Raw genomic sequence first — 21869 nt, 5'->3', positions numbered from 1 at the left:
TCCTTTTAAGGAGTAGTACAAATATATTGAAAATTTATGTATATTTGTATTATGTCATACATAATATGAAATATTCTTCGATTTATAAAACAGCTCTGTTGACGGATGTACTCCCATTTTGGGAAAAGTATTCCATTGACCCTGCCCATGGGGGGTACTTTACGTGTCTTGATCGCACTGGTAAGGTGTATGATACTGATAAATTCGTTTGGCTACAGGGAAGACAGGCTTGGTTATTTGCCATGCTTTACAATACTGTGGAGCAAAATGAAAAATGGCTCGACATTTCCAAAGCTGGTATCAACTTCCTTAAAAGGTTTGGGAAGGATCCACAGGGTAATTTCTATTTTTCATTGACTTCTGATGGGCAGCCCTTGATACAGCCCTATAATATATTCTCTGATTGTTTTGCAGCCATGGCTTTTGCCCAATACGCCAAAGCAGCGGGGGATGGCGAAGCTGGGAAAATTGCTGAGAAAACATACCAGAATATTCTGGAAAGAAGGGATGACCCCAAAGGAAAATATGAAAAGGGTACCGGGACAAGAGCGCTTAAAAATTTTGCCCTGCCCATGATCCTATCCAACCTCGTCCTCGAATTGGAACACGTACTGCCGTCCGAACAGGTAGAGCGCACCTTGGATACCTGTGTGGATGAGGTAATGGGAACGTTCTTAAAAAAAGAGACAGGCCTCATTTATGAAAATGTCAATCTTGATGGATCGTTGAACGATTCGTTTGAGGGGAGGTTGATCAATCCAGGCCACGGTTTGGAGGCCATGTGGTTCATAGCGGATATAGCGTCCCGAAGAAAGGATATGGAATTGCTTGATAGTGCTAAGGCCACTGTACTTCGACTCTTGGAATATGGTTGGGACGACCAATGCGGTGGAATTTTTTACTTTATGGATGCCAAGGGGCATCCACCGCAACAGTTGGAACACGATCAAAAATTATGGTGGGTGCATCTAGAGGCTTTGGTGGCATTGGCCAAAATGTACCAACTCACGGAATGTCCCAAAATATGTGCATGGTATGAACAGGTCCATCAGTACACTTGGAGCCGTTTTCCCGACCCTGAACATGGGGAATGGTTCGGTTACTTAAATCGTCAGGGTCACCCACATTTAACATTAAAGGGAGGTAAGTGGAAAGGCTGTTTTCATGTTCCACGTGCCCTTTATCAATGCTGGAAAACATTTGAAACAATCGAAAATAAAAATACATTACAATGAATCTGATTCGTCTTATGTCCAAATTGTCGCTGAGTGTCCTTCTTATCCTATTGGCACTTTCATGCAGTAGCAAAAAAAACAACACCATTGAGGTCAAGGCACACCAACCGGTCTTGCCCGTTTTGGTGGGAAAAGATAATAATCAAGTCCTAAAGGTCGAAATCAATGCCCCTGAACTTCCTAGTGATATAAATGTCGATGAATTCGAATTCTCCTTGGAGGGGACCACGAACATCAGAGACTTGGTGGAAGCAACACTCTTTTATAATCGTGAGGACGATTTTGAAAAGGCTTCGGTTGTCCAAAAAACGAAAGATCTGTCGGAGTCATTTTCTATTCGTGGAACTCAGCCCTTAAACGAAGGCAAGCAATACTTCTGGCTTGCAGTTGGTGTAAAGGAACAACCCAATTTATTGGGAAAAATCGATGTGCAATTATTGAACGTATTATTTTCCAATGATTCCCAGGTTGCAACACAAATGGAGGCGGCTTCCCAACCACAGCGTTTGGGTATTGCGCTGAGACAACAGGGTCAGGATGGTGTCGATACCTATCGCATACCTGGAATGGCGACCACAAATAACGGGACTTTGATCGCTGTTTACGATAATCGATATAATGATCCCGTAGATCTGCAAGAAAATATCGATGTAGGAATGAGCCGTAGTACGGATGGCGGAGTAACTTGGGAACCGATGAAGGTAATCATGGATATGGGGGAATTCAATGGACTGCCTGAGGATCAAAACGGAATTGGAGACCCTGCCGTGTTGGTAGACCGCTCTACCAATACCATTTGGGTGGCAGCCCTTTGGCTTCATGGTTATCCAGGGGAGCGAGCATGGAATGCTTCCCAGCCCGGATTGTCCGAGGAAAAAACCGGTCAGTTTATGCTGGTAAAAAGTGAGGACGATGGTTTAACGTGGTCATCCCCGATCAATATTACCGAGACGACAAAAGATCCCGAATGGCAACTGTTCTTTAACGGTCCTGGGACTGGTATTACCATGGACAACGGTACCTTGGTATTTCCTGCGCAGTTTAAGAATAAGGACCGGATTCCACATTCAACAATTATTTATAGTGAGGATGGGGGCGAATCCTGGGAAGTGGGTACCGGTGCCAAATCAGAGACCACCGAAGCACAAGTGGTGCAAATATCCAAAGGAACGCTTATGCTCAATATGCGTGATGACCGTAATAGGGCCAATAGAAAGGAAAGTTTGAACGGTCGATCTGTGGCTATAAGCCGAGACATGGGTAAAACTTGGGTGGAACATCCAACCTCCCGAAAGGCTTTGATTGAACCCAATTGTATGGCGAGTATTATTTCGTATGATCATCCAGAACGAGGAAAGATTTTGTTTTTTTCGAATCCAGATTCCAAGTCACGTCGTAACCATATCACTATAAAAACAAGTTTTGATTTGGGAATGTCTTGGCCAGAGAGCAACCAAATAGAACTATATGCCGATGATACCTATGGATATTCATGTCTTTCCATAATCGATGACAATTATTTGGGGATTCTTTATGAAGGAAAAAAGGAGCTATATTTTCAAAAAATCCCTTTGAACGAGTTGATTGGGTCCTAATTTACTTTAATGAAGACACGTATAGTTCACACCATTCCTCTTTGTACCAATATACAATACGTGATGGGTGTGGTAGGCTTCCTTTTTTTTGTAATCATAGGTGAAGGTTATTCACAGTCCATGGAAATGGAACTGGAAAGCGCATATCCTATTATACCCACTCCAAAGGACATCAAATACGGGGACGGAACGGTGAGTTTTAATGGGTTCTCCATACAATCCAATGATTTTACCAAGGATACGGGAAGGTTCCTTCAGGACTTTTTAGAGGAAAAGGGGGTTCCCTATCACACAGCGGGTTTAGCCATTACACTGCAAAGAAACAGTTCCCTTGGTCCAAACGATGAGGCCTATAATTTAAGAATAGATAGTGTGGTGACGATTTCCGCACCATCGAGGAAAGGTGCTTATTATGCTATCGCAACCCTTAAACAATTGTTTCGAAAATTGGATGGTAAGGGACATTTTCCCACGGTTGATATCATAGATTGGCCCTCCTTTGGCATTAGGGGCTTTATGCACGATACAGGAAGAAATTTTCAATCTGTAGACCAATTGAAAGAACAGATTGAGATACTGGCCAATTACAAATACAACATTTTTCATTGGCATTTAACCGATAATCCCGGATGGAGATTGGAGAGTCGCAAATATCCCCAATTACAATCTGATGAGGCCTTTTCCAGAGATGTTGGCCACTATTATTCGCAAGCGGATTTCAAGGAGATTTTGGTTTTTTGTAAAGCGCGGAACATTACTGTAATTCCGGAATTTGATATTCCCGGTCATACGGAGGCGTTCCGCAGGGCCTTTGGTTTCCAAAAAATGAATAACCCAGAAGTGTTGGCCATTCTTTTGGATTTATTCGATGAGCTTATGTCGCTTGCTGATGCCAATGAGATGCCCTATATACACATGGGCACTGATGAGGTAAGAAATAGGGCCGAGGAGGTTCCGCAAGCGTTTATAGAGACCATTGCCCTTTTTATCAAGAAAAACAATCGAAAGGTTATCACATGGAAAGAAGGAATTGAACTGGACAATGATATTGTCACCATACAGCAATTATGGGCACGGCATTCACCCACGGCAGGCAGACAGTTTATTGACTCTAGAGCCAACTATATCAACCATTTAGATCCTTTCGCTGGAATGGTGAGGTTGTTTTTTCAACAGCCTGGCCGCCAAAAAGATGGTGATGCAATGGCCTTGGGCGGTATCTTGTGTGCATGGCCCGACAATGCTGTGTCCAAAGAGCGTGATATTTTACGTCAGAACCCTATCTACCCTTCCATTGTTTTTTATTCTGATGCTATTTGGAACGGAAGGCCAGACTATGACCAACTGTATTGGACCATCCTTCCAGAAGTCGGTTCGGATGGGTTCAAGGCCTTTCAAAGCTTGGAGGAAAAAGTGATCAGGCACCGTGACCTGTTCTTTTCGGGCAAAGAATTTCCTTATGTTTCCCAAACCCGTGTACCATGGCAGATCATAGGGCCTTTTGATCATAATGGTGATGTTTCTACATCTTTTCCAATCGAAACGGAAATCAAGGAAAGCTACGTGGTCGATGGTCACCCATATAGTTGGAAGGGCCCTTATATGGGAGGAACTATTCATTTGAAGCACTTTTTTGGATTTCCTTCGATAACGGATGCAGAGCGTGGAACTTTTTACGCCACGACCCAAATATATTCACCCGATGTGCGCAAACAGGATTTTTGGATTGGATTTCATGGATGGTCGCGTTCCGGAGGACGTCGAGGAGGCCCTTTTCCCAAACAGGGGTCATGGCATCATACCCAACCAAAAATATGGGTGAACGGAAATAGTATAGCCCCTCCAAAATGGAGGCAACCAGACTTTCCGGTGAAATCGGACGAGGTTCCCTTTATTGATGAAGATTACTTTTATCGTGAACCGACCAAAATTCCGTTGCAGAAAGGATGGAACACCATACTGCTGAAGGTGCCTTTTGATGAGCCTTCGTGGAAATGGATGTTTACCTGTGTACCTATTTTGCAAACACAGCAAGGTGTTAAAGAGGCTAAGGAATTAGAATTTAGATTAACTACCAAAGCAGAGCGAAATGACAATTAAACGGTTTATATTATGTATTGTCCTATGTTGTGTCACGTGTATTTCTACCGGGCAAAATCAACAAAAATTGGTTTTGGATTCGCTGCCCCCCATAATAGGTTCAGATCTTGATGTCGGCAATGGCTTTGCAGGAATGATGGGTGGTGAACAGGAAGGTGTCCTGATTGCTGCCGGTGGGGCCAATTTTCCCAATGGACTTCCTTGGGATGGAGGTTCCAAGGTATGGAGTGATGCCATTTACTATTTAGATGGTGGGCAATGGAACAGGGCGACAACCAGATTACCTAAGCCACTAGCTTATGGTGCAAGTGTTGCTTTGCCTGAAGGTATTTTGTTAGTTGGCGGTGAGAATGCACAGGGAAGCACGGATCAAGTACTACTATTGCAGATAGATACTGAAAGTAAATCTGTAACCCTAACTGAGTATCCCGACCTGCCCGAACCATTGGCCTATTCCTCCGCAGTGCTGGAAAATGGATATGTGTATGTGGTCGGGGGGAAAAATACCAATGCCACCACGAATTCCTTTTACAGGTTGTCCCTTGACACAAAATCTTGGGAACGGTTATCGGATTTTCCGGGGGAACCAAGGGCCCTGCATACGGTAGCGATACAGGATACCCAGCACTCCAGAAAATTATTCGTCATTGGCGGCAGAAATCAAGAAACTGGTAAAAAATCAGTTCCCCTCACCGCATTTTTGGCATATGACCTACAGCATGGAAGCTGGAGCAAAGCAGGGGAGGTGAAAATAAACAACATTCCGTTGGTCTTGATGGGCGCTTATGCAAGGGCTATGGGGTCTATGCACATTTTGGTTTATGGTGGTTCCGATGAGGTACTTTTCAATCGGCTCGAAAATATTGCATTGGAGATGCAAATGGAGCAGAACGACTTCCTATTAAAAAAAATGGTGCAGGAACGGGATGATATTTTAAATAATCATCCCGGGTTTTCAAATAAGGTCTTATCATACAACACCATTACTGGAAAGTGGTTCGTTTACGATTCCCTGTCCAGGCCCTTGCCTGTCACCGCACTTGCTTTTGAGCAAGAAGAGGATGTGGTCGTCATTTCCGGTGAAGTCTCACCGGGGATCCGAACTAATGTCGTTCAAAAAATTACGGAAGGAGAGGCGGTGAAACCCTTTGGTACGATAAACTATGTGGTGTTGTTCGGATACCTCATGCTATCATTGCTCATAGGAGTTTATTTTTCATATAAACAAAAGTCGACCAACGATTATTTTGTAGGTGGAGGGCGTATCCCATGGTGGGCCAGTGGGCTAAGTGTTTTTGGCACTTTGCTCAGCGCGATTACCTTCATGGCCATTCCAGCAAAGGCATTTGTTACCGATTGGTCCTTTTTTATGCTGAATATGGCGGCCATAGCCATTACACCTTTGATTTCCTTGGTTTTCATACCTTTTTTTAATCGACTGAAAATCACAACGGCCTACGAATTTTTGGAGGACCGTTTTAATTATGCGGCTCGAGCCTTCGGTAGTCTGTCCTTTATCTTATTTCAATTGGGGCGTATCGGTATTGTGCTTTTGTTGCCCTCTTTGGCCATATCCATAGTAACAGGTATTCCAGTGGAGATCAGTATATTGATTATGAGCGTGCTTTGTATCGCATATACGGCATTTGGCGGAATCGAGGCGGTTATCTGGACGGATGTGTTACAGGTGGTCGTACTATTGGGGGGAAGCGTGCTGGCGGTAGTATGGATCATGTTGCACACCGAAAGTTCATTTGGGGATATGATCAGTTATGCTTCGGAAAAACACAAGTTCAATGTTGCCAATATGGATTTCGATTTCACCAAATCCACCTTTTGGGTCGTGACCATTGGCGGACTTGCCTCGGCAATGGTGACACAAGGAACGGACCAGACCATAGTCCAAAGGTACCTGACCAGTACAGATGTAAAGAACTCCCAAAAAACTTTGTATACCAATGCTGTTTTAACGTTACCGGCCAGTATCATTTTCTTTGGCCTAGGAACATTACTGTTTATCTTTTACTCAGAATTTCCGGAACGTTTGTCTCCAACCATTTCCAATAACGATGCTATTTTTCCCATGTATATTGTAAAGGAATTGCCGGTTGGGGTATCGGGTCTTTTGGTAGCAGGTATTTTTTCTGCGGCCATGAGTAGCATTAGCAGTAGTCTAAACTCGGTTTCCACAGCCTTTTGCAACGATTTTTACAAACGGTTCAATCAAGAGGTGGCCGATAAACGATTATTGCGTATAGCTAGAATAGTTACGGTACTTACGGGGCTTATCGGGATGCTGTTCGCACTATGGATGGCCAACTCCAACATAAAATCGCTATGGGATGAATTTTATAGGTATCTCGGACTATTTACAGGAGGTTTGGGTGGCATGTTCTTGTTGGGCATGCTTACAAAAAAGGCCAATGCCAAAGGTACATTATTGGGGTTGTTTGCCAGTGCCGTCCTTATTTGGTACATCAGCGTTTATACCGAGATAAGCTTTTTGATGTATGCCTTCTTTGGGGTTGTCTCCTGTTATGGGTTTGGGTACATTTTTAGCCTTCTGTTCAAAAAAACTAATGGATAAATTGGCATATCTCTGCCATGAAGCTTTGCCATGTGTTGAACCTGATGTAATGAGAATAAGGTCGGTATCCTACGATGGGTTTTGTGCTATTGTTACAATGATGTGTATGCTTTTGAAATGCTTGATTTTTCTAAATAAGAATGAAAGTAAAAACTAAATTAAAAATTGCCTTATTTGTTATTGGACTTTTCATTCAATGCGGAATCCCGGTTGCAAGCGCACAATTAAAACTTCCTTCCATATTTACGGATAACATGGTTTTACAGCGCAACAAACCCATTCATATCTGGGGTTGGGGAAAGCCGAAGGAGACCGTTGAGGTTACATTTAATGGAGAAACCAAATCCGATGTGGTCAAATATGATACATCGTGGCGTATAACCTTTGACCCTCGGGAAGCGGATACTAGAGGGCGGTCGTTAATGATACGACATGCAGGCGAACAATATTCATTGAAAAATGTACTGATTGGGGATATTTGGCTTTGTCTCGGGCAATCCAATATGGAATGGCCACTAGAAAAGGAATTGCACTACGCTGAGGAAGTGAAAAAGACTGACCAAAGATCGTTTCGTTTTTACAATCCCACCTATGCAGGAAAAAATGTGTACAACGAAATTTTTCGAGATTCAATCGTAAGAAGGTTGAACACCCAAAGTTTTTATCAGGGTCACTGGGAAGCGAGCAATCCAAAAACGGCAAAGGATATGAGTGCCGTCGGCTACTATTTCAGTCAAGCAATCCTGCATACCACAGGGGTGCCCATTGGTTTGATCAATTTAGCTATAGGAGGGGCACCATTGGAAACTTTCATCAGTACGGTTTCCTTGTCGGAATCCCAAAAATATAAGGCCAAGGTAACCGGCAATTGGCTTTACAATGACCATTTGCCAATATGGGTCCGTGAAAGGGGCAAGCAGAACCTCGAAGAGGCGAAATCTGTACCTGAGGATACGTTAGGCCCTAATCATGGCTATAAACCAGGGTTTGCTTATGAAGCTGGGGTGAAGCCCTTATTCCAACTACCCATAAAAGGCATTATTTGGTATCAAGGGGAAAGCAACGCGCAAGAAGAAGAAAGGGTAATGGAATATGCTGATCTTCAAGCATTGATGGTTAATGATTATAGGATTGGATGGAAGGATGCACAATTACCATTTTACTGGGCACAATTGTCTTCCATAGATACTGTAAATTATAATGCACACCTATGGCCCCAATTCCGCAACGAGCAAAGAAAACTCTTATCCATGATCACCAATGGGGGAATGGCCGTTACATCGGATATTGGGGCAAAAAATGATGTACATCCCAGAAATAAAAAAGCGGTGGGCGAACGCTTGGCTCGATGGGCCTTGTTCAAAACGTACAAGCGGGACATTGTGCCATCGGGGCCATTGGTCCAAAAAGTGGAGTTCAATAAGGGTCGATTAATGGTAACGTTTGCATATGGTGAAGGACTTGCCAGCAAGGATGAATTGGAAGTACATGGATTCTCCGTGGATGGCCTAAATCCTGTTCATGCAGAAATACAACATGGAAAGGTGGTGATTCCGGTCCAAGACAGTCCCAAATATTTATACTATGGGTGGCAGGCATGGAGCCGTGGCAATTTGGTGAATGCTGCACAATTACCAGCATCTACCTTTCGCATGCCCGTAACCATGAAGCAATGAGCCAAATGAGGGATTATTTGGCAAAATCAAAAACAATTGTACCAAAAAAAACATAAATCAATATTGAATGATGAACCGTAGAAATTTTGTAAAGGACAATGTGATGCTTTCGGGAGCATTAGGACTCGGGATACCAGGACTTTTTGCCCAGCGCAATGCGACAGATAGCAAATTGTCCAACACACCTGCCCAATTTAAGCTGAATTACGCACCGCATTTGGGAATGTTCGAAGCCTCAGCAGGAAAAGACCCTATCGATCAATTGCATTTCATGGCCGATATGGGCTTTACGGCATTCGAGGATAACGGGATGAAGGGTCGCTCCGTGACATTACAGGAGAAAATGGCAAGTACCATGGAAAAGCGTGGTTTGAAAATGGGGGTATTCGTGGCCCATGAAATTTCCTGGAACAAACCTAACCTTACCAATGGAGATTTGGCGCTTCGGGAAAAGTTCTTGGAAGAAATCAAGGAATCCATTGAGATTGCCAAACGGGTCAATGCCGAATGGATGACGGTAGTGCCCGGACATGTGGACCTACGCTTGAGTAAAGGATATCAAACGGCCCATGTGGTGGAATCCCTCAAACAGGCCAGTGCACTGTTGGAGCCCCATGGACTGACCATGGTGTTGGAGCCACTGAATTTTAGGGACCATCCTGGACTGTTTCTTACCGAAAGCCCCCAAGCCTATGAAATATGCAGGGCTGTGGACAGTCCGTCCTGTAAGATCCTTTTTGATATTTATCACCAACAAATACAGGAAGGGAACTTGATTCCAAACATAGATGCATCATGGAATGAGATTGCCTATTTTCAGGTTGGTGACAATCCAGGAAGGAAGGAACCTACTACCGGAGAAATCAATTATCTAAATGTGTTCAAGCATATACATGGTAAAGGATTCAAGGGCATCGTCGGAATGGAGCACGGGAATTCCAGACCAGGGGTCGAAGGCGAGCAAGCCGTAATCGAAGCGTATCTAAAAAGTGACTCTTTTTAATAAAATTTATGGAAATACATAGGAATATTATTGGAATAGTTTGTTTTCTATGGACAGGCATGGTCGTAGGAGTTGGGCAAGAAACTTACGTAGAAACCCTCCCAGGCACCACAACTGACTTGGAAATGGTCTCGATCCCATCGGGAAGCTTTGTGATGGGGAGCCCGACAGATGAAATGGGCAGGAGCTCAGACGAGGGCCCTTTACGTGAAATTGAAGTGGATGGGTTCTGGATGTCAAAATTTGAAGTTACCTGGGAGCTATACAATCTCTTTGTGGAAAGGGCGATCGACCATCTTGACCACGAAAACAAAGGCGAAGAGGTTCAACTGGACATTGATGCTATATCCGGGGCAACTACCCCATATGTCGATATGAGCTTGGGCATGGGCAGGGAAAAGGATTATCCAGCAGTGAATGTCACACAAAGGGCCGCGTCTGCATTTTGTCAATGGCTGTCTGCGATTACTGGAAGATACTATCGATTGCCCACTGAAGCTGAATGGGAGTATGCGGCAAGAGCGGGAAGCGTTGATCCCTATCATTTTGGGACGGATATCTCAAAATTGGGGGGCTTTGCATGGTTCCAAAACAACAGTAATGACACATATCACCCTGTAGGCGAAAAGAAGCCCAATCCATGGGGGCTTTATGATATGTATGGTAATGTGGCCGAATGGACCTTGGATCAATACAAAGCGGATGGCTATCAAAATACAACACTGCCTTTTGAACCAGTGGTCACTGAGTATCCCGTGGTGGTCAGGGGAGGTTCGTTCAAAGATGGTCCGGAGCAATTGCGAAGTGCCTCTCGATTGGATTCAAAACCTATATGGAAAGAAAGAGACCCACAGTTTCCACGCAGTAAATGGTGGTTTACGGATGCAGCGTTTGTTGGTTTTAGGGTAGTTCGCCCAAAAGAGGTTCCACCTAAGGAGGAGATGAACGAATATTGGAGCGACAACGGATTGGATTAAAAATTAGAACACACCAAAAGAATATACATATGGACAGAACAAAAAACAAATCTAGAAGAACATTCATCAAGAACGCATCCATGGCCTCAGGCGCAATACTATTGCCATCGATACACGGACACGGGATGGTCAATGTGTTTAACGAGAAAAAGTTGAAAATTGCCCTTGTGGGTTGTGGCGGACGTGGGACAGGTGCTGCAAATCAGGCTTTGGAGGCCGATGATCATGTACAATTGGTGGCTATGGCCGATCTCTTTGAAGATCAGTTGAATTCAAGCTATGGCCATTTATATGAAAAATATAAGGATACTGGAAAAATAAAGGTCAAGGACAAACATAAATTTGTTGGCTTTGATGGGTATAAAAAGGCTATTGAGCTCGCCGATGTAGTAATCTTGGCCACCCCTCCTGGATTTAGACCCTATCAGTTCGCCTATGCCATTGAAAACGACAAACATGTGTTCATGGAAAAGCCTGTTGCCACGGACGCACCAGGTATCCGTAAGGTATTGGAAATGGCCAAATTGGCAGAATCCAAGAGACTGAATGTCGTTGTGGGCCTACAACGTCACTATCAGGAAAACTACATCAAAGTGAACTCATTGATTAAAAGTGGTGAATTGGGAAAAATTATGTCCGGGCAGGTCTATTGGAACAGTTCAGGCGTTTGGGTGCGCCCTAGACAACCTGGGCAGTCGGAGATGGAGTACCAAATGAGAAATTGGTATTACTTCAACTGGGTCTGTGGCGACCATATTCTGGAACAACATATTCATAATATTGACATTGCCAATTGGTTTATCGGGGAATATCCTGTTTCAGCGCAAGGAATGGGTGGTCGAATGGTCAGAAAAGGACCGGACCATGGTGAGATTTACGACCACCACTTCGTGGAGTTCACCTATCAAAGCGGAGCGGTGATTTCAAGTCAATGTAGGCACCAGCCCAACACCATGTATCGTGTGGGTGAAATATTCCAACTGACCAATGGGAAGGTCGATACACGAGACGCCGGTGCGGCCAAAATTTACGATATGAACGGCAAAGAAGTACGATCCATAGAAAACTCAAAAGGTCATAATCCATATCAGGAGGAACATAATAAACTATTTGCCTCCATCCGGAACAAGGGTGTAATAAATGATGCCTTCAATGGGGCCAAAAGCACGATGACGGCTATTATGGGGCGAATGGCCACTTATAGTGGTAAGGTCATTGGCTGGGAAGAGGCTTTGGCTTCGGAACTTCAGCTTATGCCTGAGCAGTTGAGTTGGGATTCACCAACCCCAACGAAACCTGATGCAAATGGCAATTATCCTGTTCCAGTACCTGGCCAGGCCAAAGTTCTTTAATGCCAGAATACTGATAATAAGTTACAACAAGATTTACTGATATGAGTTCAAGAAGAAGATTTGTCCAAAATACCTCCATACTGGGCGCTGCCTTGGCATTGGCGCCCAGCTTCGCCCATGGCGCGATAAATAAAATACCCAAAAGCACGATTAATATTGGATTGATTGGTGTGGGGCTTAGAGGAACGACCCACCTCTCCAATCTGTTGAAGCGCGATGATGTCCATATTTCCGCTATTTGTGACATTGATGCAAGCCGAATTGCTATTGCCGAGGATTTGATAGCCAAGGCGAGTAAAAAAAAGCCCAAATCCTTTGGAAGCAACCCCTATGATTATAGAAATCTACTGGACATAAAAGAATTGGATGCCGTTGTCATATCAACACCTTGGCTATGGCATACCCGCATGACAGTCGATGCAATGGAGGCTGGCAAATATGCGGGAGTAGAAGTCTCAGCGGCGAATACACTCGAAGAGTGCTGGGATCTAGTAAATACCCATGAACGAACTGGCACGCATATGATGATTCTTGAAAATGTGAACTATCGGCGTGATGTAATGGCAGTGCTTCATATGGTAAAACAGCAGATTTTTGGTGAACTGGTTCATTTTCGTTGTGGATACCAGCATGATTTAAGACATGTGAAGTTCAACGACGGTAAAACTGCTTATGGAAAGGGAGCTGAGTTTGGTGAAAAAGGAGTTTCAGAGTCCAAATGGCGTACCATACATTCGGTCAAAAGAAATGCAGATGTTTATCCTACCCATGGGCTTGGTCCAATAGCTGTAATGGCTGACGTTAATCGGGGAAACAGATTGGTTTCCATGACCTCTCATGCCACCAAAGGGATAGGGTTGCACAATTATGTTGTTGAGGTCGGTGGGGAGGAGCATCCCAATGCCAAGGTAAAGTTTAAACAGGGCGATGTTATCACATCCACTTTGGAAACTGCCAATGGCGAGACGATAATCATTACCCATGATTGTAATCTACCAAGACCATATTCTTTGGGCTTTAGGGTACAGGGTGCCAAGGGCCTTTGGGAAGTGGATGGCAATAGAATCTATGTGGAGGGTCAATCGGACCCACACCAATGGGACCAGGCGGATTCATGGTTGAAGGATTATGATCATCCCTTGTGGAAAGCATTTGGGGATATGGCCCAGGATGCCGGACATGGAGGGATGGATTTTTTTGTGATGAATGCCTTTATAGAAAGTGTTAAGGCGAACATTGCACCTCCCTTGGATGTTTATGATGCAGCAGCTTGGAGTGCCGTCACCCCCCTCTCTGAGGCATCCATTGCCAATAATGGTGAATCACAAGACTTTCCTGATTTTACTCGGGGCCAATGGATTAAAAGAAAATCATTTGATTGGATGAATGGGAAGTATTGAAATGGGCGGTCTTAAGATTTGGTACAGATTCATTTGGCAGTCACTTGACATCATTCCTATCGCTATGGAACATAAGAAGCAGTAATGGAGGGAACTATTAGTACAAAGGATAAAGAGACGATTATCGTAAAGGCTCCTGGACGGACTTGTCTATTTGGTGACCATCAGGATTATTTGGAACTACCTGTGATAGCCTGTGCCATAAGCAGACATATCACATTAAAGGCCAAAAAAAATGCAAACTGTCTTTTAAACATTGATCAACCCGACATTGGAGAGAAAAGAAGCATAGATTTGAATAAGGGCATCATTCCCGTGGGAAAAGATGATTTTTTTATGGCTGCCATAGACTTGCTAGCAGATTATGGTTGTTATCCTGACCAAGGATATGATATTGTTATTACGGGTAACATTCCTATCAATGCCGGAACTTCAAGCTCAAGTGCACTCGTGGTAGCATGGGTGGAATTTTTGATCACTTCCTTTGGTTGTGATGTGCCCGTTACGCCCAAATTTGTAGCTGAGATGGCCTATCAGGCAGAAGTGGTTTATCATGGCATGCCAGGCGGTAAAATGGACCAATACAGTATTGGTCTGGGACATGTGATTTATCTGGAAACCGGCACCCCCTTGTATTACGAGACTTTTGAGAAGTTTATTCCGGGCCTTATTGTCGGAGTATCGGGCATTCCAAAAGATACTTCAGGAGTTCTTCGTGAATTGAGGGATAAGGCACAATTGTCTGTTTTGACCATTAAAAAATACCTTAAGGAATTTGACTTGAGTAAGGTGAGTATTGAAAATATTGGGAGTTACCTTGCTTATGTGCCCGAAGACTTACAGGTCTTCTTTGTGGCCGCAGTCCGCAATCATAGCATTACAAGGGAGGCATTGTTGGAATTCAGGAGACCTACACTTGATTTGAAAAAAATAGGTGCTCTGATGTTGGAGCATCATGGGATACTACGGGATTATTTGAACATAACTGTTCCCTTAATAGATAATATGGTGGATGCTGCCCTTGAAGCAGGCGCTTATGGGGCGAAAATCGTTGGCTCAGGTAGGGGAGGGTGTATTGTGGTTCTTTCTCCTAAGGACAAAGAAGATACTGTTATTGCATCCATAAGGGCGGTAGGTGCCAAGGACGCCTTTACGGTTCAAGTGGATCCAGGTGCTAGAGTAAAAAAATAAACAATTAAACAGAGTAACATGAAATCGCTAAATAGTCTGGTTATACTGGCCGGAGGGGCTTCTTCAAGGATGAAGAAAAATGCACAGAACCAATCCATATTGAGCCCAGAAGAACTACAACAGGCTAACGAACGGAGTAAAGGCTTGATTGGTTTAGGTGCAGATGGACGTCCTATGTTGGATTATGTGCTGTATAATGCCAAAAAAGCTGGATATCAAAAAGTGTATATCGTCATTGGCGAAAAAGGGGAGTTGTTCCAAGAGTTTTATGGGGGAAAAGATGGGTTTCACGGACTCGAAGTAGTCTTCGCTATCCAAGCTATCCCATCTGGTAGAGAAAAGCCATTCGGGACCGCTGATGCCCTTTACCAAGCTATGGAGCAGTACCCTGAATTGAAGAAGTTGCGTTTTAGCGTATGCAATAGCGATAATCTATATTCCATAAAAGCGTTTGATAGGGTACGCCATACGAAATCCTCACAAGCCTTAATTGCATATGATCGTGATGCGCTTGAATTTGATTCGGAACGTATTTCACGCTTTGCGCTGGTCAAAATGGATGATGATTCTAATTTGATCGATATTATCGAAAAACCAAAAAGTGATGAGGTAGATAAATACAAAGACAACCTTGGTAAACTTAGGGTGAGTATGAACATTTTTACATTTGACGGTGAAAAGCTTTTTCCTTTTCTGAAGCACTGTCCTGTCCATCCGATACGCAACGAAAAGGAATTGCCAACAGCATTGCTGAACATGCTTGTGAAATTTCCAGGGGAAATGAAAGCTATTCCCTTGTCCGAGCATGTTCCCGACTTAACTGCCAAAAGTGACATAGTGGAGGTGAAAAAATACCTAAAGAAACATTATTCAAAAATGGATTGGTATTAAGGCCCATTAAAGCGCTCACATTAATAAATAAAATCATGGTTTCATTTATTGGAGCATGGTCACGATATCCGGGAATACTCATGCATCTAGATTTACTTGGGTTAACTTCGAAATTAACCAAATAGATACGTGGCATCATCGGGTTTATGAAAAGCCACGGAATTTAGTAAGTCCATTCTATCATGGTAATGCTTAATAACATGTGTAGTCTAAATACAAAAACAAATTTATGGTCAAATGGTAAGAGTAAGAGATAATTTTAAACCCAACATCATATGTATGATGTGTTTTGTTGGCTTCAACTTCGGTATCCATGCACAGCAAAATACCAAAGTGGATAGTCTCCGTAGACCAAGTAATTTCGAAGACAAGGTCGCCCAATTCAGAATGTTCCCGAATGACACCCTTGATGTTATTTTTTTAGGTAACAGCATAACGGCAGGAACGCAATGGAACGAATTGCTGGATATGGACAATGCTGTGAATCGTGGGATTTCAGGTGACACAACTTTTGGTGTACTAGAACGCTTGGATGAAATTACCGAGGGCAGACCGGCAAAAATATTCATCTTGTTAGGGATTAATGATTTGGCCAGAAACATTTCTAATGATATTATCCTAAGAAACTACAGTATCATAATCGATCGGATTCAAAAGGAATCCCCGTCTACCCAGATATATGTTCAGACCTTGCTACCAGTGAATGGAACTTTTAAACGATTTGTAAACCATTATAGTAAGGCTCCCCTTATTTTAAAGATCAATAGGCGTCTGCGAAAAATGACTGAACAAAAAAAAGTAAACCTTATAGATCTGTACCCGCATTTTTTGGATGAAAATGGAAGATTGGATATTCAGTATACCAATGACGGATTGCATCTAACGGCGAAAGGATATCACCTATGGGCAATATTATTAAAGCCGTATCTATAAGATGAATTTGTTTAAACAGTATGTGGACCATATCAAAACATTTAAAAATAAGTAGTCAATGTTTATTTAGTTTGTGGTTTGAAAAGGTGACTGTAAAAGGTCACCTTCTCTATTTAGCGTAATTAAATGCCCACATTTCCGATTAACTGTACATGATTTCTGAAATTGCTCATGATTGATAGGATTTATGCCCAAAGCGGGCGGTTAAAAAATAATTGAACTCTTGTTTAAAAAACCAAACTACAACCCCAATAGCTATAAAACAAAAGCCGCAGGCAACTGATTTACTTACGGTATCTGGAGCGTCTTCCTTTTTTTGATGGTTTTGTGCTGCTTTTGATAGATGGGATGTGTACGATTTCATGTTTTGTGGTATTTGATTTACTTCCAGTAGGGCCATCGCTGTCACCTTTTTTTGATGCTAAATGGGGTACAGCATCCCTTGCTGTACGAGCCGTATAAAAAAGAAACCCCTCTGATGGGAGGGGTCTGGCTTTATGCCGGCTACAGAAAGGGATGTTGTTGTTTTGCCACCCAAAAAAGGAGGGACGGCGGGCTTAGCAAGGAATATCAATTACGAAACTGGAGAAATTCATATATCCATGGAAGCAGCACAGAACAAAAGATTAAGAAGAAGCATTGTCTTATAAGATATCCTATTAGGAAGATATAGTGGGAACAAAGTAATTATTAAGGCTTTTGAATTGGTTAAGGACGACAATATACTACCAGATATTAGCTTGGTATGTTAGCATTATAATTATTTTCAAGCATGCTAAAAATGGATTTGAATAACCTTAAGTATAATACCAAAGCATAGAATCTGAAACCCTTCAATGGTTCTGATAGCTCAACACTACAATCTAAATGAATTGAACGTTATATAAGTTGTAAAGATAGTTTTGTACGGACTAGTCTGAATATACACTACAATGGTGCGTTCTTTTAGAGCTTTTAAACGGTGGCCACTTTCTTTTTGGACATCAACAAAAACAGTACACCACAAAGTAACCAAGCGGGCAAGGTCATAAAGGATAAAAAGACATCAAAGTAAACAGAAATACCATAGCAAAGTCCAAAGCTGATGGCCCATGCCCAAAACACCGCACGATTGAATTTCATGTTCATTTTTTCCGCATAATCCAGTATGATATTCGCTTTCTTCCCATAAAAGTGTTCGAACACGATGATAGCTCCCATAGGTGCCAAAATAAAGCCATAGAGTGCCACGAAGTCCAATAATTTCATCGCAAATGCAGGAAAGAGTCCAGCTAAGGTCGCTACGCTGCCTGCTATGATGGTAACCCAAAATGTTGAGGTTTTAGGGATGATCGCTTGAAATGCCAAACCTGCCCTATAAATGGTAGGGTTGGCCGTTGTCCACCCTGCCAGCACCACGGCGATGGCACCAAAGATTCCCAGTGCATTGTAGGCTAGGGGACCGGGAGCTACATTGGGAGCGTTTCCACCGGCCAATGCAGCTTGTGCTTCTGGTGATTCCAAGTAAACGGCATAAAGTAGTGCCGCAGCGATCCATGCCATATAATGGCCTACATACATCCCTGCCGCAGTGGTCCATCCAGAACTTGCCTTTTTGGCAAACCGGAATACGGAGAGGTCGGACATGCCCACGTGCATGGCCGCATTCGCGAACCAAGACCAAATGGCAACATGCCAGAAGGTATATTTGATTTGCCCTGGAAAAGGTTCACTGCCTTCTCCCCAAATATTCCAGAAATCAGAGAAACTGTTCACATCAAGATCGCGCAAAGCCACAATGCCGCTCGCCAAAAACGCCAGCACTATGATGGGGGACATATAGTTGGCCGCTTTGGAAACGGTTTCATAACCCTTGGCCGCAATAATGGAGATTACGGCCCCAATGGCCAAAACGATGATGATCCAGGTAATTCCGTTGGGCATGGTATCGGTCAACTTGGGCATTTCCATATCAAAAGGAATACCAACGGCGGTGGCCGAGACCGTAATCATGGCTCCCGCCAGAAAACAGAAAAGGATGCCATTGGCAAGATTGTAAACCGTCACTAAATTTTTCCCCACGATCTTTTCCAATTGATAGTAGAGCGTGAGCCGATATTTAACGGCTATTTCGGCGGTAAGGAAACGCCAACTGAGCACGGCCAGTAGGTTCCCCAAAAGAAGTCCGATAATTAAATCAAAAGCGCTGACCCCTGTGGTCAAAAAGAGTGGCCCGATTACAAACTCGGTACCGGCTGCATGCTCACCGGCATACATTCCCAAAAAGCTTTTCCAGCTTTTAAGTTTTGATTGGGGCACTGGTTCCCTTTCGAATTCGCCACCTGCGATTTCCTCGATTTCTTCATCAATATTGTATTGGCTCATGCGGTTTGGTTTGTATCGTTATTTCTTAGGTGAATGCTGGTTAGATCAGATGCTTATGGAGGTCACCAATATCCTCACAACACAATTGATCCATGATTTGCTGTAATTGCACTTTTAATATGGTCATGGTATGGTCGCCCCCCTTTGTGCCCAAGGCTGCGGCTCCGTACATAAAGGAGCGTCCCATAAATGTAAATTCGGCCCCTCTGGCCAGTGCCCTTGCCATATCCGGACCGGAGCGCATGCCACTGTCCATCATTATGGTAATCTGGTCCTTGTATTTCGCGGCAATACGTGTCAGTGGGGCAATGGTAGATTCCCCCGCATCCAATTGTCGTCCGCCATGGTTGGAAACAATAATACCGTCAAATCCCAACCGAATGGCCTGTTCGGTATCTTCCTCGGATGCCACACCTTTCAATACCAACTTGCCTTTCCATTTGTCCCGAATGGGCTTGATGCGTTCCTCATTTAGCCTTCCAGAGAAGGTTTTGTCCATAAACTTGCCCAATTGCTTTAGATTGAGTCCTTCAGGGGTGTAGGGCCGCAAGGTCTCAAATGTGGGTATGCCATATTTAAGTGTTTGCATGGCCCAAGTTGGCTTGCCCAATACTTGAAGTATATTGGCCATTGTCATCTTCGGGGGCAGGGCCAATCCGTTTTTAAAATCGCGGGGTCGGTAACCAAAGGTGGGTACGTCGCAAAGCAGCACCAAAACAGGGCATCCCGCAGCTGCTGCCCTATCCAAAATATCATTTCTGACCGCGTCCTCCGCTGGATTGTACAATTGGAACCAAGCCTTACCTTCGGTAAGTTCGCTGGCCCGTTCAATATCCATGGTCGTCACGGTGCTTAGGATAAAGGGCACATTGTGTTTGTTGGCCGCTTTGGCCAGTATTTCGGGGGAATTGGGCCACATCAAACCTTGTAGACCTACGGGTGCGACACCAAAGGGGGCATCGTATTCTTCCCCGAAAAGTGTGGTCTTTATAGAGGCACCTTTAAATTCCTTGATGTAGGTGGGCTTTAGGGTAATGTCCCGTATTTCCGAGGTATTTCTGCGGATGTTCACATCCTCGTTGCAGCCACCGTCCAAGTATTCAAAGGCAAAGCGTGGGATTCTTTTTTTGGCTTTTTCCCTCAGATCGTCAACGGAAGGATATCGGGTATCGAAACTTTGGGCCATATCAATTGGTAATTAAGGGTCTGTGTTTTTTTAAAGCGTAATTTTCTTTTAAGAACTTTTGGTCCAATTGGATATTGGAAATGGCAATGGCGGCCCCCAAGGCCGAACCTAACGATGCGTCGGTTGTTTTGATCTTCATGTCCTCCAGGCCACGGGCCAATAGTTCCACAAAAATTTGATTATTGGCAAAACCTCCGTCAATGTACAACTGTTTGATATGGTCCTTTCCAATGGCACGTTTTATACAATCTATCTGTAATTCCACCAATTCCATCATTAATTGGTGATATGCTTCTTCATAGGAATTGAATTGTACAGGCGTTGTAATGTTTGAGGGTGCCACATCCAGACTTATCCATTTAAATTTATGGGTAAAACTGTCCTTTAGCTTGCGATAGATCTCGGCATCAAAGTTCATGGTCTTGTGATAATCTTCCGAAACTCCGAAAAGAACTGCCAGTTTCTTGATCTGTTCGTTGTATTCATTCCCCAGAAACAAGCGTGCCGCTTTTACCGGAGCTCCATTGATACGCATGTAGTTGATACAATTGGAATCCGTATCATCGTCCGTAAGGAGTTGTTTTGAAAATGGATTGAGGGCAATGCTCCAGGTTCCTGTGGAAAGCAGCAGGAATTTTTTGTCAATACTGCGGATATAGGGCAACAGGGCAGCTGAACTGTCGTGGATGCCCACACCTATCTTGATTTGGTGACCAAAGAGTTTGGAGTTGATACTGGTACCCGTATCCACTATCGATGGCAATATCTTATGGATTCCCTCTTGATAGACCCAGTCGTGATAATCCTGCTTTTCATAGTTCCAAAGCGCAGTATGGCAACCGATACTGGTATATTCACTGACCGGAATTCCCGTAAACAAATAGCTTAGATATTGTGGTAAATGAAGTGAATGTTTGATTTTTGAAAATACGTCTGGTTTTTCGTGTTTTAACCAATACAATTGGATGCCCGAGTTGAGCATACCGTCTCGGGTGGTGCCTGTTTCCCTACAAAACTGTATCTCGGGTCCATACTGCGCATAGAACTTGTCAATGATGGTTGCATTGATAGGCTTTGTATAATTGTAGAGAGGTGCAACCACCTTTCCCATATCATCCAAATGGACAAAGCTTGCGCCATAGGATGAAAAATTGACCGCCTTTATTTTGTACTCCTTTGCTTTGAGTATGTCTTGAAAAGTACGTTGTACCCAACTCTCAAGTGCTTTCAGGTTCTCGGTGGGGTGTCCATCCTCATCTTCAATGGTTTCCAAATAGGTGTAATCGCGATGGACTTCCCTAAAGTCCATATCAAAAAGGAAAAACTTTTTATTGGTCTTACCAATGTCAAAAACCGCAATTACTTCTTGTGCCATTTGC

At 43.5% G+C, this 21869-nt stretch carries 15 protein-coding genes; 12 read left to right on the top strand and 3 right to left on the bottom strand.

Annotation, left to right across the window (positions count from 1 at the left end; genetic code table 11):
* Nucleotides 1-65 precede the first annotated feature (65 nt).
* The 12 genes from AB1A65_RS14150 to AB1A65_RS14095 all read left to right on the top strand — a co-directional run bounded on the left by AB1A65_RS14150 (nt 66) and on the right by AB1A65_RS14095 (nt 16940).
* Entirely contained in the window at nt 66-1235 is a 1170-nt protein-coding gene (locus tag AB1A65_RS14150) for an AGE family epimerase/isomerase (protein WP_366590385.1), read from the top strand.
* Nucleotides 1232-2830, top strand: coding sequence for a sialidase family protein (locus AB1A65_RS14145; RefSeq protein ID WP_366590382.1), 1599 nt, complete (start codon nt 1232-1234; stop codon nt 2828-2830). Before AB1A65_RS14150 ends, AB1A65_RS14145 begins: the two co-directional genes overlap by 4 nt.
* A gap of 9 nt (nt 2831-2839) precedes the next feature.
* Nucleotides 2840-4930 carry a beta-N-acetylhexosaminidase gene (locus tag AB1A65_RS14140; protein ID WP_366590379.1) on the top strand — a complete coding sequence of 697 codons (2091 nt, stop codon included), beginning with the start codon at nt 2840-2842 and terminating at the stop codon, nt 4928-4930.
* 73 nt (nt 4931-5003) lie between these two features.
* On the top strand, nt 5004-7517 hold the full coding sequence (locus AB1A65_RS14135; protein WP_366590377.1) for a sodium/solute symporter: 2514 nt from the start codon (nt 5004-5006) through the stop codon (nt 7515-7517).
* Between the two features lie 140 nt (nt 7518-7657).
* Nucleotides 7658-9193: a sialate O-acetylesterase gene (locus AB1A65_RS14130; protein ID WP_366590374.1), complete on the top strand. Its 1536-nt coding sequence runs from the start codon at nt 7658-7660 to the stop codon at nt 9191-9193.
* A 70-nt stretch (nt 9194-9263) separates the two neighbouring features.
* Entirely contained in the window at nt 9264-10196 is a 933-nt protein-coding gene (locus tag AB1A65_RS14125; protein WP_366590686.1) for a TIM barrel protein, read from the top strand.
* A gap of 8 nt (nt 10197-10204) precedes the next feature.
* Nucleotides 10205-11173: a formylglycine-generating enzyme family protein gene (locus tag AB1A65_RS14120; RefSeq protein WP_366590371.1), complete on the top strand. Its 969-nt coding sequence runs from the start codon at nt 10205-10207 to the stop codon at nt 11171-11173.
* 29 nt (nt 11174-11202) lie between these two features.
* Entirely contained in the window at nt 11203-12525 is a 1323-nt protein-coding gene (locus AB1A65_RS14115) for a Gfo/Idh/MocA family oxidoreductase (protein ID WP_366590368.1), read from the top strand.
* Between the two features lie 41 nt (nt 12526-12566).
* Complete coding sequence (locus tag AB1A65_RS14110; protein ID WP_366590366.1) at nt 12567-13925, top strand: Gfo/Idh/MocA family oxidoreductase; 1359 nt, start codon at nt 12567-12569, stop codon at nt 13923-13925.
* An 84-nt stretch (nt 13926-14009) separates the two neighbouring features.
* Complete coding sequence (locus tag AB1A65_RS14105; RefSeq protein WP_366590363.1) at nt 14010-15116, top strand: galactokinase family protein; 1107 nt, start codon at nt 14010-14012, stop codon at nt 15114-15116.
* Nucleotides 15117-15134: 18 nt separating this feature from the next.
* A complete protein-coding gene (locus AB1A65_RS14100) occupies nt 15135-16007 on the top strand; it encodes a sugar phosphate nucleotidyltransferase (protein ID WP_366590361.1) in 873 nt (290 codons plus the stop codon).
* A gap of 237 nt (nt 16008-16244) precedes the next feature.
* Entirely contained in the window at nt 16245-16940 is a 696-nt protein-coding gene (locus AB1A65_RS14095) for a GDSL-type esterase/lipase family protein (protein ID WP_366590359.1), read from the top strand.
* 954 nt (nt 16941-17894) lie between these two features.
* On the opposite strand, the gene AB1A65_RS14090 is transcribed toward AB1A65_RS14095, so the two are convergent.
* From AB1A65_RS14090 to AB1A65_RS14080, 3 genes are read right to left on the bottom strand one after another with little or no spacing between them, the layout of a single operon-like run.
* On the bottom strand, nt 17895-19304 hold the full coding sequence (locus tag AB1A65_RS14090; RefSeq protein ID WP_366590357.1) for a hypothetical protein: 1410 nt from the start codon (nt 19302-19304) through the stop codon (nt 17895-17897).
* Nucleotides 19305-19344: 40 nt separating this feature from the next.
* The gene (locus AB1A65_RS14085) at nt 19345-20490 is read right to left on the bottom strand and encodes an alpha-hydroxy acid oxidase (RefSeq protein ID WP_366590354.1); all 1146 of its coding nucleotides are present in this window, start codon (nt 20488-20490) and stop codon (nt 19345-19347) included.
* Between the two features lies 1 nt (nt 20491).
* Nucleotides 20492-21865 carry an FGGY family carbohydrate kinase gene (locus tag AB1A65_RS14080; protein ID WP_366590352.1) on the bottom strand — a complete coding sequence of 458 codons (1374 nt, stop codon included), beginning with the start codon at nt 21863-21865 and terminating at the stop codon, nt 20492-20494.
* Nucleotides 21866-21869: the final 4 nt, after the last annotated feature.

It is taken from the genome of Allomuricauda sp. ANG21 (assembly GCF_040705235.1).
Lineage (GTDB): Bacteria > Bacteroidota > Bacteroidia > Flavobacteriales > Flavobacteriaceae > Flagellimonas > Flagellimonas marina.
Note: the sequence above shows the minus strand (reverse complement) of the source record. Positions and strands in the feature narration are given on the sequence as shown.